Source organism: Streptomyces iranensis, from assembly GCF_017874715.1.
In the GTDB taxonomy this organism is placed as follows: Bacteria; Actinomycetota; Actinomycetes; order Streptomycetales; family Streptomycetaceae; genus Streptomyces; species Streptomyces iranensis.
On record NZ_JAGGLR010000037.1, the window covers coordinates 22499 to 42662 of the forward strand.

Here is a 20164-nt window from a genome sequence, read left to right on the forward strand (position 1 = left end):
GAATACGCCGGATAGCAGCCCGCTGACGATCCCCGACAGTCGTGGATGGCTGCTGGAGCAGTCCCGCAGCGGAACCCTGCAAGACCTCGCCCTGGTACCCGCCGACACCGCCGAACGGCTCCTGCAACCCGGCGAAGTACGGGTGGACGTACGCGCCGCAGGCCTGAACTTCCGCGATGTTCTTATCGCGCTCGGCACTTACCCAGGTGAGGCTGTGATCGGGGCTGAGGCCGCGGGCGTGGTGCTCGAGGTCGGCTCGGAGGTCCAGGATCTGGCTCCGGGAGATCGAGTGTTCGGTCTTGTGGGCGGCGGGTTCGGGGCGGTCGCGATCGCTGATTGCCGGATGCTGGGTGTGATGCCCGATGGTTGGTCCTTCACTACAGCGGCATCCGTTCCGGTTGTGTTCGCCACCGCGTATTACGGGTTGGTGGATCTGGCCGGGCTGAGTGCGGGTGAGTCCGTGCTGATCCACGCCGCAGCCGGTGGAGTGGGCATGGCAGCGACCCAGATCGCCCGCCACCTCGACGCGCAGATCTACGCGACCGCCAGCACCGGTAAGCAGCACGTCCTGCGTGAGGCGGGTCTGGAGGATGCCCGGATCGGGGACTCGCGTACCACTGGCTTCCGGGAAGTGGTCCTGGACACCACTGACGGCCGGGGTGTCGATGTCGTCCTGAACTCCCTCAGCGGCGACTTCGTCGATGCTTCGCTTGATCTGCTGCCTCGTGGTGGCCGGTTCGTGGAGATGGGCAAGACCGACATCCGTGACCCGCACCAGGTCACCGCCGAGCGGCCGGGTACCAGCTACCAGGCGTTCGACCTGATGGATGCCGGTCCGGACCGGCTGCGGGAGATCATCGCCGAGTTGCTCACCCTGTTCGCCCAGGGTGTACTGCTGCCCCTGCCGGTGCAGGCCTGGGACATCCGTCAGGCCCGTGATGCGTTCAGCTGGATGAGCCGCGCCCGCCACATCGGCAAGATCGTCCTCACCGTCCCTCAGCAACTCGACGCCAACGGCACGGTTCTGGTGACCGGTGGTTCAGGTGTCCTGGCGGGGATCGCGGCCCGGCATCTGGTGGCCGAGCAGGGTGTGCGTCATCTGCTACTGCTGTCCCGTAGCGCTCCGGACGATGCGCTGATCAACGAGCTCGGTGAGCTGGGCGCCCGGGTCGACACGGCGATCTGCGACGTGTCGGATCGTGCCGGGCTGGCACAGATACTCGCCGGTGTATCACCAGAGCATCCACTGACTGCGGTGATTCACACCGCGGGCGTGCTCGACGACGGTGTGGTGGAGTCCCTGACCGCGCAGCGGCTGGACACGGTGCTGCGGCCCAAGGCCGACGGCGCGTGGCACCTGCACGAACTCACCCGGGACGCCGACCTGGCCGCGTTCATCATGTACTCCTCCGCCGCCGGTGTTCTCGGTAGTGCGGGGCAGGGTAACTATGCGGCGGCCAATGCGTTTGTGGATGCTTTGGCTGAGCAGCGTTGTGTTGAGGGTCTGCCTGCGTTGGCGGTGGCGTGGGGTTTGTGGGAGGACGCCAGTGGCCTGACCGCTGGAATGTCCGATACGGATCGTGACCGGATTCGGCGTGGTGGGCTGCGGGCTATCTCCGCTGTGCGTGGGATGGGCTTGCTCGATGCCGCGTCACGTCACGGTGAGCCTGTTCTGCTCGCTGCGGCGATGGAGCCTGTGCGTGATGTCGAGGTTCCGGCGTTGCTGCGTTTGTTGCATCGCCCGGTTGCCCGGCGGGCTGCCTCTACCGGCGGCTCGTCGGTGCAGTGGCTGACCCGCTTGACGCCTGCGGAGCGGGCGAAGGCACTGCTGAAGCTGGTGTCTGACGGCGCCGCGACGGTTCTGGGACATGCCGACGCCGACAGCATTCCGGCGACTGCAGCGTTCAAGGATTTGGGCATCGATTCGCTGACCGCGGTGGAGTTGCGGAACAGCTTGACGAAGGCCACGGGGTTGCGGTTGCCCGCCACGTTGGTGTTCGACTACCCGACCCCGACGGCCTTGGCCGTCAGGCTGGGGGAGTTGTTCGTCGGGGAGACTCCTGTTCCGGTACGTCCGTCGGTGTCGGTGGTGGGGCAGGACGAGCCGTTGGCGATTGTGGGTATGGCGTGCCGTCTGCCGGGTGGGGTGTCGTCGCCGGAGGATCTGTGGCGCTTGGTCGAGTCGGGTACGGATGCGATCTCCGGATTCCCCACCGACCGTGGCTGGGACGTGGAGAATCTGTTCGGCGCCGCAGCTGGCAGCTCCTACCGCCTGCAGGGTGGCTTCCTGGACGCTGCGGCTGGCTTTGATGCCTCGTTCTTCGGGATCAGTCCGCGTGAGGCGTTGGCGATGGATCCGCAGCAGCGGCTGGTGCTGGAGGTGTCCTGGGAGGCGTTCGAGCGGGCCGGGATCGAGCCGGGTTCCCTCCGTGGTACTGATACCGGTGTTTTCATGGGTGCGTACCCCGGTGGCTACGGCATCGGTGCCGACCTCGGCGGCTTCGGCGCCACCGCGAGCGCGGTCAGTGTCCTGTCCGGCCGGGTGTCGTATTTCTTCGGCCTCGAGGGCCCCGCCATCACGGTGGACACGGCGTGTTCGTCGTCGTTGGTGGCGTTGCATCAGGCGGGTTATGCCCTGCGGCAGGGTGAGTGCTCGCTGGCCCTGGTCGGTGGTGTCACTGTGATGGCCACGCCGCAGACGTTCGTGGAGTTCGCTCGTCAGGGTGGCTTGGCCGGTGACGGTCGCAGTAAGGCTTTCTCGGACAGTGCGGACGGTGCCGGATTCTCCGAGGGCGTCGGCGTGCTGTTGGTGGAGCGTTTGTCGGATGCTCAGGCCAAGGGCCACCAGGTGCTGGCGATGCTCCGCAGTTCGGCGGTCAACCAGGACGGTGCGTCCAACGGGCTGACCGCGCCGAACGGTCCTTCGCAGCAGCGGGTGATCCAGGCCGCTCTCAGCAATGCGGGTCTGAGCACGGCTGAGGTGGATGTGGTCGAGGCGCATGGCACGGGTACGACGTTGGGTGATCCGATCGAGGCCCAGGCGCTGCTGGCGACTTATGGTCAGGATCGTGAGCAGCCGTTGCTGCTGGGTTCGGTGAAGTCGAATCTGGGTCATACGCAGGCTGCTGCGGGTGTGTCGGGTGTCATCAAGATGGTGATGGCGTTGCAGCACGGGCTCGTGCCGCGGACGTTGCATGTGGATGAGCCGTCACGTCATGTGGACTGGTCGGCGGGTGCGGTCGAGTTGGTGACGGAGAACCAGCCGTGGCCGGAGACCGGTCGGTCGCGTCGGGCAGGTGTGTCGTCGTTCGGGATCAGTGGCACCAACGCTCACGTCATCCTGGAGAGCGCACCCTTCACACCGCCTGTGGACACCACGGTGGTCGGGCCGGCACCGGAGTGGGTGCCGTTGGTAGTGTCGGCCAGGACGCAGTCGGCTCTGGTCGAGTATGAGGGTCGGTTGCGTGCGTATCTGGCGGCCTCGCCCGGGGTGGATGTGCGGGCTGTCGCATCGACGCTGGCGGTGACGCGGTCGGTGTTCGAGCACCGTGCCGTACTCCTTGGAGATGACACCGTCACCGGGACCGCCGGGTCGGATCCTCGGGTGGTGTTCGTCTTCCCGGGGCAGGGGTCGCAGCGTGCCGGTATGGGTGAGGAACTGGCCGCAGCGTTTCCGGTCTTCGCGCGGATCCATCAGCAGGTGTGGGATCTGCTGGATGTGCCCGACCTGGAGGTGAACGAGACCGGTTACGCCCAGCCCGCCCTGTTCGCATTGCAGGTGGCCCTGTTCGGGCTGCTGGAGTCGTGGGGTGTGCGCCCGGATGCGGTGGTCGGCCACTCTGTCGGCGAACTCGCCGCCGGATACGTGTCCGGGTTGTGGTCGCTGGAGGATGCCTGCACGCTGGTGTCGGCGCGGGCCCGCCTGATGCAGGCTCTGCCTGCGGGTGGGGTGATGGTTGCTGTCCCGGTCTCCGAGGAACAAGCAGAAGCGGTCCTGTGCGATGGTGTGGAGATCGCGGCGGTCAACGGGCCGTCGTCGGTGGTTCTCTCCGGTGATGAGGCCGCGGTGCTGCAGGTCGCGGCGGGGCTGGGGAAGTGGACGCGGTTGGCGACCAGCCACGCGTTCCACTCCGCCCGTATGGAGCCGATGCTGGAGGAGTTCCGGACGGTCGCCGAACGCCTGACCTACCACACACCCCGTCTCACCATGGCCGCGGGCGAGCAGGTCACCACCCCCGATTATTGGGTGCGGCAGGTTCGTGAGCCGGTCCGGTTCGGGGACCAGGTCGCCTCATACGGTGACGCGGTGTTCGTCGAGCTGGGTGCCGACCGGTCGCTGGCCCGCCTGATCGACGGCGTCGCCATGCTGCACGGCGACCATGAGGCACAGGCCGCTGTCACCGCCCTGGCCCACCTGTATGTCAACGGCGTCACCGTGGACTGGCCCGCGGTGCTGGGCAATGTCCCGGCGCGGGTGCTGGACGTTCCGACGTATGCCTTCCAGCACCAGCGGTACTGGCTTGAGGGTGCGGACCGGGCGGCTGCGGGTGGTCATCCGCTGCTGGGTTCGGCGGTGGCGGTTCCCGGCTCGGATGGTGTGCTGCTGACCGGGCGGGTGTCGTTGGCTACGCATGCGTGGCTGGCTGATCACGCGGTGCGGGGTAGTGTGCTGCTGCCCGGTACCGGGTTTGTGGAACTGGTCGTTCGCGCCGCCGATGAGGTGGGCTGCGACGTCATCGACGAGCTGGTGATCGAAACCCCGCTCCTGCTGCCGCAGACCGGCGGTGTGCAACTGTCTGTCGCGGTCGCCGAGTCCGACGAGTCCGGACGCCGGGCGGTGACGGTCTTCTCCCGGGCGGACAACGTCGATACCTGGACGCGGCACGCCACGGTCATGGTCAGCAACTCTGACACGACCCTCTCGCTGCCGGACCTCAATGCGTGGCCACCTGCCCAGGCCCAGCCGGTGAACGTGGCCGACTTCTACGATCAGTTGACCGTGGTGGGCTACGAGTACGGTCCCGCCTTCCAGGGACTGCAGGCTGCGTGGCGCGACGGGGACACCGTCTACGCTGAGGTTGTCCTCGCCGAGGAGCAGGCACAAGACGCGGCACGATATGCCGTGCACCCGGCCCTACTCGATGCTGCCCTGCACGCCGGGATCCTGAATACACCCGACACCGAGCAGGGCGTGCGGTTGCCGTTCTCCTGGAACCAGGTTCAGGTCCACGCGGCCGGCTCGGCGATGTTGCGTGTCGCCGTGACACAGGCAGCGGACGGCTGGAGTGTGCGGGCCGCTGATGATACCGGCCGACCGGTGGCCACCATCGGCTCCCTCGTGACTCGCCCGGTAACGGCCGACACACTCGGCTCCACCACCGACGACCTGCTCGCCCTGACATGGACGGAGATCCCGGCCCCTCAGGAGACCAGCCTGACCACAGGCCGCTTCGAAGACCTGGCGGACGGTGATGTGCCGGTGCCCGAGGTGGTGGTCTTCACCGCACGCCCCGACAGTAGCGAGAGCCCGCTGGTCCAGACTCGTACGCTGACCGACCAGGTCCTCCAGGCAGTCCAGGAGTGGCTGGCCGGGGAACGCTTCACCGACAGCACACTGATTGTGCGGATCGGCACTGGCTTGGCCGCTGCCGCAGTGTCGGGTCTGATGCGGTCGGCCCAGGCGGAACATCCGGGCCGGTTTGTCCTGGTGGAGAGCGACGACGACACCCTCACCCCGGACCAGCTGGCCGCCACCGTCGGATTGGATGAGCCACGGCTGCGGATCAGCGACGGCCGGTTCGAAGTGCCACGGCTGACCCGCACGCATGCCGATGAGCCTGAGCCTGAAAGGGCGTGGGATCCGGATGGCACGGTCCTGGTCACGGGTGGTTCGGGTGTTCTGGCGGGGATCGTCGCCCGGCACCTGGTGACCGAACGTGGTGTGCGCCATCTCCTGCTGGTCTCCCGCAGCGCTCCGGATGAGGCACTGATCAGCGAGCTCGGTGAACTGGGCGCCCAGGTGGCCACGGCGGCCTGTGACGTATCGGATCGCGCTGGGTTGGCGCGGGTGCTGGCGGGTGTGTCACCTGAACACCCGTTGACGGCGGTGATTCATACCGCGGGTGTGGTGGATGACGGTGTCGTGGAGTCCTTGACCGCGCAGCGGCTGGAGACAGTGTTGCGGCCCAAGGCCGATGGCGCCTGGCACCTGCATGAGCTCACCCGTGATGCCGACCTGGCTGCGTTCGTCATGTACTCCTCGGCTGCGGGTGTATTCGGTAGTGCGGGGCAAGGCAACTATGCGGTGGCGAACGCGTTCCTGGACGCTCTCGCCGAGCAACGTCGTGCCGAGGGTCTGCCCGCACTCGCGCTGGCCTGGGGCCTCTGGGAGGACACGAGCGGCCTGACCGCGAATCTGACCGATACAGACCGTGACCGGATCCGGCGCAGCGGCATGCGGGCCATCTCCGCCGAGCACGGGATGCGGCTGTTCGACAGCGCATCACGCCACAGCGACCCGGTTCTCGTGGCCGCGGTGATGGAGCCGGTACGGGAGGTCGAAGTTCCGGCGTTGCTGCGATCGTTGCATCGCCCGGTTGCCCGACGGGCGGCCTCCGGTGGTGCAGCGGTGCAGTGGCTGGCCGCTCTGGCGCCGGAGGAGCGGGCGAAGGCACTGGTAAAGGTGGTGTGTGACAGTGCCGCGACGGTTCTGGGACACACCGACGTCGACAGTATTCCGGTGACTGCCGCGTTCAGGGATCTGGGCATCGATTCGCTGACGGCGGTGGAACTACGGAACAGCCTGACGAAGGCCACGGGACTGCGGCTGCCCGCCACGATGGTGTTCGACTACCCGACGGCAGGTGCCCTGGCTGCCCGGTTGGAGGAGTTGTTCACCGGCGAGAATCCTGTTCAGGTACGCACGCCAATGTCGGCGGCCGTGGGGCAGGACGAGCCGTTGGCGATCGTGGGCATGGCCTGCCGCCTGCCCGGTGGAGTCTTCTCTCCTGAGGATCTGTGGCGTCTCGTGGAGTCGGGTACGGACGCGATCTCCGGTTTCCCCACGGACCGTGGCTGGGACGTGGAGAACTTGTTCGACTCGGATCCGGATGCGGCAGGGAAGTCGTACTGCGTAGAGGGCGGCTTCCTGGAGACCGCGGCCAACTTTGATGCCTCGTTCTTCGGGATCAGCCCGCGTGAGGCATTGGCGATGGACCCGCAGCAGCGACTGGTCCTGGAGGTGTCCTGGGAGGCGTTCGAACGGGCCGGGATCGAGCCCGGTTCCGTACGCGGCAGCGACACCGGCGTCTTCATGGGCGCATTCCCGGGCGGTTACGGCATCGGCGCAGACCTCGAAGGTTATGGTGCGACCGCTGGCCTCAATGTGCTGTCCGGTCGACTGTCGTACTTCTTCGGCCTCGAGGGGCCCGCGGTCACGGTGGACACGGCGTGTTCCTCGTCGCTGGTCGCCCTGCACCAAGCGGGATATGCCCTGCGACAGGGTGAGTGTTCGCTGGCCCTGGTCGGCGGCGTGACCGTGATGGCCACACCACATACCTTCGTGGAGTTCTCCCGTCAGCGCGGCCTGGCCTCCGATGGCCGGTGCAAGGCGTTCGCCGACAGCGCGGACGGCACGGGATGGTCTGAGGGCGTCGGCGTCCTGCTGGTGGAGCGTCTGTCACACGCTCAGGCCAAGGGCCACCAGGTGTTGGCCGTGGTCCGTAGCTCGGCGGTGAACCAGGACGGTGCGTCGAACGGCCTGTCCGCGCCGAATGGGCCCTCGCAACAGCGGGTGATCCGGCAGGCGCTGGCCAACGCGGGGTTGACCACGGCTGGGGTGGATGTGGTCGAGGCGCATGGCACGGGTACGACGCTGGGTGACCCGATCGAGGCCCAGGCGGTGATCGCCACCTATGGTCAGGACCGTGAGCAGCCTGTGCTGCTGGGTTCGGTGAAGTCGAATGTCGGTCATACGCAGGCTGCCGCGGGTGTGTCGGGTGTCATCAAGATGGTGATGGCGTTGCAGCACGGTTTCGTGCCGCGCACATTGCATGTCGATGAGCCGTCGCGGCACGTGGACTGGACGGAGGGCGCGGTTGAGCTGGTAACGGAGAACCGGCCGTGGCCGGAGACCGGCCGACCGCGTCGCGCAGGCGTGTCGTCCTTCGGTGTCAGCGGCACTAATGCCCATGTCATCCTGGAAAGCGCACCTCCCACGCAGGCTGTGGAGCATATGCGGCCTGTCGATGCGCCGGTGGTGGCGTCGGAGTTGGTGCCGTTGGTGATTTCGGCCAAGACGCAGTCGGCTTTGACTGAGCACGAGGGCCGGTTGCGCACCTACCTGGCGGCGTCGCCTGGGGTGGATGTGCGGGGTGTGGCGTCGACGCTTGCGATGACACGTTCGGTGTTCGAGCACCGTGCGGTGCTGATGGGTGACGGTACTGTCACCGGGACCGCCGGGTCTGATCCTCAGGTGGTGTTCGTCTTCCCGGGGCAGGGGTCGCAGCGGGCTGGTATGGGTGAGGAACTGGCCGCAGCGTTCCCCGTCTTCGCGCGGATCCATCAGCAGGTGTGGGATCTGCTGGATGTGCCCGATCTGGAGGTGAACGAGACCGGTTACGCCCAGCCCGCGCTGTTCGCTTTGCAGGTGGCGCTGTTCGGGTTGCTGGAGTCGTGGGGTGTGGGTCCGGACGCGGTGATCGGCCACTCTGTCGGCGAACTCGCCGCCGGATACGTGGCCGGGCTGTGGTCGCTGGAGGACGCCTGCACGCTGGTGTCGGCGCGGGCCCGTCTGATGCAGGCCCTGCCCCCGGGTGGGGTGATGGTTGCTGTCCCGGTGTCGGAGGATGAGGCCCGGGTCGTGCTGGGTGAGGGTGTGGAGATCGCTGCGGTCAACGGGCCGTCGTCGGTGGTTCTCTCCGGTGATGAGGCCGCGGTGCTGCAGGCCGCGGCGGGGCTGGGGAAGTGGACGCGGTTGGCGACCAGCCACGCGTTCCATTCCGCCCGCATGGAGCCGATGCTGGAGGAGTTCCGGACGGTCGCCGAACGCCTGACCTACCAAACACCTCGGGTCACCATGGCCGCGGGCGAGCAGGTCGCCACCCCCGACTATTGGGTGCGGCAGGTCCGTGAGCCGGTCCGGTTCGGGGAGCAGGCCGCTTCCTTCGGTGACGCGGTGTTCGTCGAGCTGGGTGCCGACCGGTCGCTGGCTCGCCTGGTCGACGGTGTCGCGATGCTGCACGGTGACCACGAGGCACAGGCCGCTGTCAGCGCCCTGGCCCACCTGTACGTCAACGGCGTGACTGTCGACTGGTCTGCGGTGCTGGGCAATGTCCCGGCACGGGTGCTGGATCTTCCGACGTATGCCTTCCAGCATCAGCGGTATTGGGCCGAGGCCGGTCGGTCTGCTGATGTGTCGGGGGCGGGGTTGGATGCGGTGCGGCATCCGTTGCTGGGTGCGGTGGTGGCGTTGCCGGGTTCGGACGGTGTGGTGTTGACCGGGCGGGTGTCGCTGGCCACGCACGCGTGGCTGGCTGATCACGCGGTGCGGGGTAGTGTGCTGCTGCCCGGTACCGGGTTCGTTGAGTTGGTTGTCCGCGCGGCTGACGAGGTGGGCTGTGACGTCGTCGACGAGCTGATCGTTGAAGCCCCGCTTCTGCTGCCGCAGACCGGTGGTGTGCAGGTGTCGGTGTCGGTCGGTGAGGCTGACGAGTCCGGACACCGCGCGGTGACGGTCTTCTCCCGGGCGGACAACGCCGATACCTGGGTTCGGCACGTTTCCGCAGTGATCAGTACCTCTGACTCGACGGTCGCGTTGCCGGAGTTTGCCTCGTGGCCTCCCGCACAGGCACAGCCGGTGGACGTGACGGGCTTCTACGACCGGCTGGTGGCAGAAGGGTATGAGTACGGTCCCGTGTTCCAGGGATTGCAGGCTGCGTGGCGTGACGGGGACACCGTCTTCGCCGAGGTTGCTCTGGCTGAGGAGCAGGCGCAGGAGGCGGCGCGGTTCGCGGTGCATCCGGCGCTGTTGGACGCTGCCTTGCACGCCTGCACTCTGAACACACCCGACGCCGAGCGGAGCGTGGGGTTGCCGTTCTCCTGGAACCACGTCCAGGTCCATGCCACTGGTTCGGCCACGCTGCGTGTCGCGGTGGCACCGACAGTGGACGGCTGGAGTGTGCGGGTCGCTGATGACATCGGCCGGCCGGTGGCTACCGTGGGCTCGCTCGTGACGCGGGCGGTGACGGCCGATGCGCTCGGTTCCGCCGCCGATGACCTGCTCGCCTTGACATGGACGGAGATCCCGGTCCCTCAGGAGACCGGCCTGACGGTCGGCCGGTTCGAGGATCTGGTGTCGGGTGGTGATGTGCCGGTGCCCGAGGTGGTGGTCTCCACCGCACTCCCCGGCAACGACGACCCGCTGGAACAAACACGAAAGCTGACCGCCCAGGTCCTGCAAACAGTCCAGGAGTGGCTGGCCGGGGAACGCTTCACCGACAGCACCCTGGTCGTGCGGACCGGGACCGGGCTGGGCTCCGCCGCCGTGTCGGGGCTGATGCGGTCGGCCCAGTCCGAACACCCCGGCCGGTTCATCCTGGTCGAAAGCGACGACGACACCCTCACCTCGGACCAGCTGGCCGCCACCGTCGGACTGGACGAGCCGCGGCTGCGGATCAGCGACAACCGGTACGAAGTGCCACGCCTGACCCGCACGCATGCCGCTGAACCCGAGTCGGAAAAGGTTTGGGATCCGGATGGCACGGTCCTGGTCACGGGTGGTTCGGGTGTGCTGGCGGGGATCGTCGCCCGGCACCTGGTGGCCGAACGTGGTGTGCGTCATCTGCTGCTGCTGTCCCGCAGCGCTCCGGATGATGCCCTGATCAGCGAGCTCGGTGAACTGGGCGCCCAGGTCGACACAGTGGCCTGTGACGTGTCGGATCGTGCCGGGCTGGCGCGGGTGTTGGCGGGTGTGTCACCGGAGCATCCGTTGACGGCGGTGATTCATACCGCGGGTGTGGTGGATGACGGTGTCGTGGAGTCGTTGACCGCGCAGCGGTTGGACACGGTGTTGCGGCCCAAGGCGGATGGCGCCTGGCACCTGCATGAGCTCACCCGTGATGCCGACCTGGCCGCGTTCGTCATGTATTCCTCGGCTGCCGGTGTGCTCGGTAGTGCGGGGCAGGGTAACTATGCGGCGGCCAATGCGTTCGTGGATGCTTTGGCTGAGCAGCGCCGAGCCGAAGGTCTGCCGGCCCTCGCACTGGCCTGGGGCCTGTGGGAGGACGCCAGTGGCCTGACCGCGAAGCTGACCGACACGGACCGTGACCGGATCCGGCGTGGTGGCTTGCGGGCTATCTCTGCCGAGCACGGGATGCGCCTGTTCGACAGTGCTTCGCGCCACGACGAACCGGTTCTGGTGGCTGCGGCGATGGAGCCGGTACGGGACGCGGAAGTCCCGGCACTGCTCCGGTCGTTGCACCGCCCGATCGCTCGGCGGGCTGCTTCCGCTGGTGGAGTGCAGTGGCTGGCCGCCCTGGCACCGGCCGAGCGGGAGAAGGCACTGCTGAAGCTGGTGTCTGATGGCGCCGCGACGGTTCTGGGACATGCCGACGCCAGCACGATTCCGGTGACGGCTGCGTTCAAGGATTTGGGCATCGATTCGCTGACTGCGGTGGAGTTGCGGAACGGTCTGGCGAAGGCGACGGGGTTGCGGCTGCCCGCCACGTTGGTGTTCGACTACCCCAGCCCGGCCGCCCTGGCTGCCCGGTTGGACGAGTTGTTCACCGGCGAGAACCCTGTCCCGGTACGCGGGCCGGTGTCGGCGGTGGGGCAGGATGAGCCGTTGGCGATTGTGGGTATGTCGTGTCGCCTGCCGGGAGGGGTGTCGTCGCCGGAGGATCTGTGGCGCTTGGTCGAGTCGGGTACGGATGCGATCTCCGGTTTCCCCACCGACCGTGGCTGGGACGTCGACGGCCTGTACGATCCGGACCCGGACGCGCCCGGGAAGTCCTACAGCGTGCGGGGTGGCTTCCTGGATGCCGCGGCTGGCTTCGATGCCGGATTCTTCGGGATCAGTCCGCGTGAGGCGTTGGCGATGGATCCGCAGCAGCGGTTGATGCTTGAGGTGTCCTGGGAGGCGTTCGAGCGGGCCGGAATCGAGCCCGGTTCCGTACGCGGTAGCGACACCGGCGTCTTCATAGGTGCTTACCCCGGCGGTTACGGCATTGGCGTTGATTTCGAAGGGTTCGGGGCGACTGCTGGTGCGGCGAGTGTGTTGTCTGGCCGGGTGTCGTACTTCTTCGGTCTAGAGGGCCCCGCGTTCACGGTGGACACAGCGTGTTCGTCGTCGCTGGTGGCGTTGCACCAGGCGGGGTATGCCCTGCGGCAGGGTGAGTGTTCCCTGGCCCTGGTCGGCGGCGTCACGGTTATGGCGACGCCGCAGACTTTCGTGGCGTTTTCGCGGCAGCGAGGCTTGTCAGCCGATGGCCGGTGCAAGGCGTTCGCCGATGCCGCGGACGGCACGGGATGGGCTGAGGGCGTCGGCGTTCTGTTGGTGGAGCGTTTGTCGGATGCTCAGGCCAAGGGTCACCAGGTGTTGGCGGTGGTGCGGGGCTCGGCGGTCAACCAGGACGGTGCGTCGAACGGCCTGTCCGCGCCGAACGGTCCTTCGCAGCAGCGGGTGATCCGGTCCGCTCTCAGCAACGCGGGTCTGACCACGGCTGAGGTGGATGTGGTCGAGGCGCATGGCACGGGTACGACGCTGGGCGACCCGATCGAGGCCCAGGCAGTGATTGCCACTTACGGCCAGGACCGTGGGGAGCCCCTGCTGCTGGGATCGCTGAAGTCGAATATCGGTCATACGCAGGCCGCCGCAGGTGTGTCGGGTGTCATCAAGATGGTGATGGCGTTGCAGCACAGCACGGTGCCGCGCACCCTGCATGTGGACGAGCCGTCACGGCATGTGGACTGGTCGGAGGGCGCGGTTGAGCTGGTGGCGGAGAACCAGCCGTGGCCGGAGACCGGCCGGGCCCGTCGGGCAGGTGTGTCGTCGTTCGGGATTAGTGGCACCAACGCCCACGTCATCCTTGAGAGTGCACCGGCACAGTCTGTGGACGACGCGGCTGGTTCAACGCCCGTAGTGGCGTCGGAGTTGGTGCCGCTGGTGATATCGGCCAAGACCCAGTCCGCCCTGACCGAACACGAAGACCGGCTGCGCGCCTACCTGGCGGTGTCGCCTGGGGTGGATATGCCTGCTGTGGCATCGACGTTGGCGGTGACGCGGTCGGTGTTCGAGCACCGTGCCGTACTCCTTGGAGACGACACCACCATCGGCACCGCTGTGTCTGATCCCCGGGTGGTGTTCGTCTTCCCGGGGCAGGGGGCGCAGTGGCTGGGGATGGGCAGTGCGCTGCGGGATTCCTCGGTGGTCTTCGCCGAGCGGATGGCCGAGTGTGCGGCGGCGTTGAGCGAGTTCGTGGACTGGGATCTGTTCACCGTCCTGGATGATCCGGCGGTGGTGGACCGGGTCGATGTGGTCCAGCCTGCTTCCTGGGCGGTGATGGTTTCCCTGGCTGCGGTGTGGCAGGCGGCCGGTGTGCGGCCGGATGCGGTGATCGGCCACTCCCAGGGCGAGATCGCCGCGGCGTGTGTGGCGGGTGCGGTGTCGCTGCGCGACGCCGCCCGGATCGTGACACTGCGCAGCCAGGCGATCGCCCGAGGCCTGGCAGGCCGGGGCGCGATGGCATCCCTCGCCTTGCCCGCGCACGAGATCGAGCTGGTCGACGGGGCCTGGATCGCCGCCCACAACGGCCCCGCCTCCACCGTGATCGCGGGCACCCCGGAAGCAGTCGACCGCGTCCTCACCCTTCATGAGGCACAAGGGGTGCGGGTGCGGCGGATCACCGTCGACTACGCCTCGCACACCCCGCACGTCGAGCTGATCCGTGACGAACTGCTCGACATCACTGCCGGTGTCGGCTCGCAAGCTCCGGTGGTGCCGTGGCTGTCGACCGTGGACGGCACATGGGTCGAAGGCCCGCTCGATGCGGAGTACTGGTACCGGAACCTGCGTGAACCGGTCGGGTTCGACCCCGCCATCAGCCAGTTGCAGGCCCAGGGCGACACCGTGTTCGTCGAGGTCAGCGCCAGCCCGGTGTTGATACAGGCCATGGACGACGATGCGGTCACGGTTGCCACACTGCGCCGTGACGACGGGGACGCCGCCCGGATGCTCACCTCCCTGGCACAGGCCTATACCCACGGCGTCACCATCGACTGGCCCGCGATCCTCGGCACCACCACAGCCCGGGTACTGGACCTTCCGACCTACGCCTTCCAGCACCAGCGGTATTGGGCCGAGGCCGGCCGGTCTGCTGATGTGTCGGGGGCGGGGTTGGATGCGGTGCGGCATCCGTTGCTGGGTGCCGTGATGGCGTTGCCGGACTCCGATGGGGTGATGCTGACCGGGCGGGTATCACCGGCCACCCATACATGGCTGGCTGATCACGCGGTGCGGGGCAGTGTGCTACTGCCCGGTACCGGGTTCGTTGAGCTGGTTGTCCGCGCGGCTGACGAGGTGGGCTGTGACGTCGTCGACGAGCTGATCGTTGAAGCCCCGCTTCTGCTGCCGCAGACCGGCGGTGTGCAACTGTCCGTATCCGTCGCCGAGGCCGATGAGTCCGGACATCGCGCGGTGACGGTCTTCTCCCGCGCGGACGACGCCGACACCTGGGTCCGGCACGTTTCCGCCACCGTCAGCGTTTCCGACACGACTGTCCCACCGTCGGATCTCACCGCTTGGCCACCTGCGCAGGCCAAGCCGGTGGACGTGACAGGCTTCTACGACCAGCTGACCGGGGTGGGTTACGAATACGGACCTGCCTTCCAGGGGCTGCAAGCCGCGTGGCGTGATGGGGACACCGTCTACGCCGAGGTTGCTCTGGCCGAGGAGCAGACACAGGACGCGGCACGATTTGCCGTCCACCCTGCGCTGTTGGATGCCGCCCTGCACGCCGGGATGCTGAACACACCCGATGCCGACCGCGACACCGTGCGGCTGCCGTTCTCCTGGAACGGTGTCCGGGTTCACGCCACGGAGTCGGCGATGTTGCGTGTCGCGATGACACGGGTCGCGGATGGCTGGGGTGTGCGGGTCGCTGATGACATCGGCCGGCCGGTGGCCACCATCGGCTCGCTCGTGACCCGTCCGGTGGCAGCCGATGCGCTCGGTTCCGCTGCCGATGATCTGTTCGCCCTGACGTGGACGGAGGTTCCGGTCTCCCAGCAGTCCGACGTGACGGTGGGCAAGTTGGAAGACCTGGCGGACGGCGAGGTGTCGGTGCCCGATGTGGTGGTGTTCACCGCACGCCCCGACAGCGGTGACCCGCTGGTACAGACTCGTGAGCTGACCGCTGAGGTTTTGCGGGCGGTTCAGGTGTGGCTGGCGGGGGAGCGTTTCTCTGACAGTACGCTGGTTGTGCGGACCGGGACTGGTTTGGCCGCTGCCGCGGTGTCGGGGTTGATGCGGTCGGCTCAGTCGGAGCACCCGGGCCGGTTCGTTCTGGTGGAGAGCGATGACGACGCCCTTACCCTCCACCAGTTGGCCGCGACGGTCGGGCTCGATGAGCCACGGCTGCGGGTCAGCGACGGCCGGTTCGAAGTGCCACGACTGACCCGCGCGCATACCGCTGAGCCCGAGTCGGAAAAGGTTTGGGATCCGGATGGCACGGTCCTGATCACCGGTGGTTCGGGCGTCCTGGCGGGGATCGTCGCCCGGCATCTGGTGACCGAACGTAGTGTGCGTCATCTGCTGTTGCTGTCCCGTAGCAGCGCGGACGAGGCGCTGATCAGCGAGCTGGCCGAGTTGGGTGCCGCGGTGGACACGGTGGCGTGTGACGTGTCGGACCGTGCTGGGCTGGCGCGGGTGCTGGCGGGTGTGTCACCGGAGCATCCCCTGACGGCGGTGATTCACACCGCGGGTGTGCTGGATGACGGTGTGGTGGAGTCGTTGACGGCGCAGCGGTTGGACACGGTGCTGCGGCCCAAGGCGGATGGTGCCTGGCATCTGCACGAGCTCACTCGGGATGCCGACCTGGCAGCGTTCGTCTTGTACTCCTCGGCCGCTGGTGTGCTCGGTAGCGCGGGGCAGGGTAACTATGCGGTGGCGAACGCGTTCGTGGACGCGCTGGCTGAGCAGCGTCGTGCTGAGGGTCTGCCGGCCCTCGCGCTGGCCTGGGGCCTGTGGGAGGACGCCAGTGGCCTGACCGCGAAGCTGACCGGTACCGACCATGACCGGATCCGGCGCAGCGGTCTGCGAACCATCACCGCCGAGCACGGGATGCACCTGTTCGACATCGCATCACGTCAGGGTGAAGGGGTTCTGGTGGCCACGCCGATGGAGCCGGTGCGGGGGGCCGAGGTTCCGGCATTGCTGCGTATGTTGCATCGCCCGGTTGCCCGGCGGGCCGCTTCCACCGGTGATTCGTCGGTGCAGTGGCTGGTCGGCTTGGCGCCGGAGGAGCGGGCGAAGGCGCTGCTGAAGCTGGTGTGTGAGAGCGCCGCGACGGTTCTGGGACATGCCGACGCCCGCAGTATTGCGGCGACCGGTGCGTTCAAGGATCTGGGCGTGGACTCGCTGACCGCGGTGGAGCTGCGCAACAGTCTGACGAAGGCCACGGGGCTGCGGCTGCCCGCCACGATGGTGTTCGACTATCCGACCCCGGCAGACCTGGCCGCCCGGCTGGGCGAGCTCATGAACCCGAGGGTTCAGTCGACGACCCTGCTCGCCGAAATCGACCGTATAGAAGCGATGTTCACGTCCGTGGCCTTCGACGACCGGCAGGCATCCGCAATCAAGGATCGGCTGTCGTCGGTTCTGAATAAATGGCAGCGGATTTCGAGGCCCGAAGAGGTTTCTACGACCGCCCTCTCGAGTGCGAGTGCCAGCGAAATCCTTGACTTCATCGATCGGGAGTTCGGTGATCCCACGGCCTGAGGCCGAACTGCCCGGCATGTGCTGGCCCGCTGCCGCGAGGACCGGTTGGAGTGGCGCTTCACGCTTTTGGCGAGCAGGCGTGAAGCGCCGGCGTTGCCGCCCTCGATCCCCGTGAACGCGATGTATCACGCTTCGCGGCGTCGCGGAGGTCCGTAAGGTGCCCCGTAGGGTCAGTGATCAGTCGAAGAGGGAGAGGTCGATGGATTTCGCCAGGGCCTCGTAGCCTGCGTCGTTGCCGTGGAGGCAGTCGCCCATGTGCAGGTCGCTGCGGATGCGGGTGGGGTCGGCGGGGTCGCGCCAGACGGCGTCGAAGTCGAGTATGCCGTCGAAGGCACCGCTCGTGCGGATCCAGGAGTTGACCTGCTCGCGCGCCTTGTCGCCCTCGGGTGAGTACATGTCCGTGCCGCCGTAGGGAGCGATGGTCGCGGCGTAGGCCTTCGCGCCGTGGGCGCGGGCTCGGGCCGCCAGCTGGAGGTGGGCCGCGATGATGTCGTCCACGGTGACGGGGGCGCCGGGGAACATCGCGAGGAATCCGGCGGTCTCCTCGGTGTGTGGGGCGAAGGAGAAGACGAGGTCGTTGCCCACTGCGATCACTACGTGGCCGAGGCCCGGCGTGGCGAGGATGTCGCGGTCGAAGCGGGCGAGGGCGGCGGTGCCGATGCCGTCGGCGAGCATGCGGTTGCCGCCGATGCCCTGGTTGACCACGCAGAGCGGCTGTCCGCCGCGGGCGGAAAGGCGCTCTGCGAGCAGGTCGGTCCAGCGCCGGTCCGCACCGGGAGTGGAGCCGATTCCATCAACGCGGGAGTCACCGATGACGGCGATGGCCTTCGTCGGTGTGTCCGGCAGCACTTCCACTGCCGTGATCAGCGCTTGCGCCGGCAAGGGGGCCGCGTTCGTGGGCACGGACGCGAGTGCGGTCGCGTCACCGGGGATGATCCAGCCGAGCGCATGGAAGGTCCCGTGGCAGGTGCAGGTGTCGACTCGCTCAGGCAGGTAGAGGCTGATCGTCAGCCGCGACAGCGCGGGGGTCGGCAGATCGATGGGGTCGCTGAGGATCGGCGCGCCCGTCGGCACGGTGGTGGTCAGCTTGCCGCTGAAGGTCACCGCTTGACCGCTTCCCTCCTGGACCCCGTGGACCCCGCCGTCGGAGTCCGCGATGGCGACACGGGCGGCGCCGACGGTCAGTGGTGCGGTTCCGTACTCGTTGCTGATGCGGATGCGGATGCGGCGTCCGCCGCCGCTGACGCGGACGACCTGGCGCAGCGTCGCGTTCTCGAAGGGCTCGATGAGGGTGACGGAGTTGTCCGGTGCCTGCGGCGAGGTGCCCCAGGTGCGAACCCATTCGAACGCGTCCGCGTCCGACTCCTCGGAGTTGTGGGGGGAGTTGTGGGGGGAGTTGTAGGGGGAGTTGATGGGGGCGGTCATGGTCGTTGTCCTCCGGTTGTCGGTATCGCGGCCGGTGCTCAGGGCGGCGGTGCTCTTTCGAGTTCGGCTGTCGGCGCTGGCAGCGGCGGCCAGTGCGAGATTCGCGACGCCGAAGCTGTCGAGCGACTGGGCTGGGGCCTCGTGGCCAGGAGCCCGGTCACCATCAGAACGACGTAGGCGGTCAGGAACCGGCCCGTTGGCCGGGAGCCGGGCAGTCGCTCTGGTTCTCCGGGGTGCCGAACCACTGGGCGGCGGCCTGTTCGAACGCGTCGCGATCGGGGGTGTGCTCACTCGCCCAGGCCACGACGCCGTCAGGACGGATGAGCAGGGCAGCAAAGCCGAGGTCGTTGCGTACCGGACCGGCTGTGTACCGGATCCGGCCCTCCCACCCCTTGGCCGCGGCCTGGAGCGCGCGGTCGGTGCTGAAATCGAGCGCAACGCCCTGGCCCTGGTGCAGCAGGTGGCTGAGGTGGGTGCCGTCCTCGAAGCGGAAGTCCGGGGCGGTCCGGCCGATGAGCGGCTGTTCGCTGCCCAGGGCGTAGCGGTTGAACAGGCCCGATGTCTTGCGGTAGACGTGGGTGGTTCCGTCGGGGGTGCTCATCAGATCGCGGATCAGCCGGCGCAGCGCGGGGGCGTTGGGGCCCGGCTTCATGGTCGCTACCTGGGCGCGTGACCATTCGAGCACCGAGGCGCCGACGGGGTGGCGCTCGCCGGTGTAGGTGTCGAGCAGGCCGTCGGGCGCGGAGCCGTGCACGGTGGCGGCGAGCTTCCAGCCGAGGTTGACCGCGTCGCCGATGCCGAGGTTGAGTCCCTGGCCGCCCAGTGGGGAATGGATGTGCGCGGCGTCGCCGGCGAGCAGGACGCGGCCCTTGCGGTAGGTGGTCGCCTGCATCGCGCGGTCGGTGAAGCTGGAGGCGAGGTGGACCTCGTTCAGCGTCACGTCGGTGCCGGAGACGCGGCGCAGGACCGTCTGGAGGTGGTCGCGGGTCAGCGGCTGCGAGCGGTCGAAGGTGCCGCCGTCGAAGTCCGTCATGCCCAGGTGCCCTTCGAGGGGCGTGCGCAGGTACATGCCGGTCGGCGTCAGGTTGAACCCGAGGGGCAGTTGGTCCGGGTCGGCGAAGGTGACCTTGGCGGCATAGCCGGTGAACAGCGGCTCGGTGCCGACGAAGTCGAAGCCCGTGAGCTCGCGTACCGCGCTGCGCCCGCCGTCACATCCCACCAGCCAGGGCGCCCGGTACGCGCGCCCGCCCGCGGTCACGACCACGGTCGCGTCGTCCTGTGTCACGGCCGTGACGGGAGCGCCCCGGACGATCTCCACACCGAGCGCGGCGGCCCGCTCGGACAGCACCTCCCCGACTGCTTCCAGGCTCGTCATAAAGCCCTCCATCGCCGGGCTGGGCAGCCGGAACGGGAGGGCGGGTGCCTCGATGTTCGCCGCGTCGAGCGTCATGCCCGCGAAATGGCTGAGGTCACGGGGAGCGGGCGCCTCGATCGCTTCGGGGTCCGCGCCGACCTTCTCCGCGTCGATGCCGGAAGCCTTCGCCACCGCTTCGAGTAGCCCGCGGCGGTAGAACGTCTCAGCCGAACCGGCGTTCAGGCCCCGTATCCCGAGCGGGAGCGCCGTCAACGGCGAGCTCGGCTCCCGGTCCCGCTCGAGTACCAGGACCGAACAGCCGGACAGGGCAAGCTCACCGGCGAGGAACAGGCCGACCGGACCGGCCCCCGCGATCAGTACGTCAGGCATGA

The 20164-nt window shown here is 68.0% G+C and carries 3 protein-coding genes (1 of these 3 only partly in view); 1 reads left to right on the forward strand and 2 read right to left on the reverse strand.

Annotated elements, in window-relative coordinates; all coding sequences use genetic code 11:
- Positions 1-16993, forward strand: partial view of a type I polyketide synthase gene (locus tag J2Z30_RS51210; RefSeq protein ID WP_044578233.1) — the 3' portion only. Its footprint begins 13655 nt before the window's first position; 16993 of the gene's 30648 nt are visible here — the last part of the coding sequence; its start codon lies off the left edge, out of view; its stop codon occupies positions 16991-16993.
- A 177-nt stretch (positions 16994-17170) separates the two neighbouring features.
- Here the strand turns inward: J2Z30_RS51210 and J2Z30_RS45455 are convergent, their stop codons facing one another.
- Positions 17171-18418 carry an SGNH/GDSL hydrolase family protein gene (locus tag J2Z30_RS45455; RefSeq protein ID WP_078957030.1) on the reverse strand — a complete coding sequence of 416 codons (1248 nt, stop codon included), beginning with the start codon at positions 18416-18418 and terminating at the stop codon, positions 17171-17173.
- Between the two features lie 181 nt (positions 18419-18599).
- The gene (locus J2Z30_RS45460) at positions 18600-20162 is read right to left on the reverse strand and encodes an FAD-dependent oxidoreductase (RefSeq protein WP_044578236.1); all 1563 of its coding nucleotides are present in this window, start codon (positions 20160-20162) and stop codon (positions 18600-18602) included.
- Positions 20163-20164: the final 2 nt, after the last annotated feature.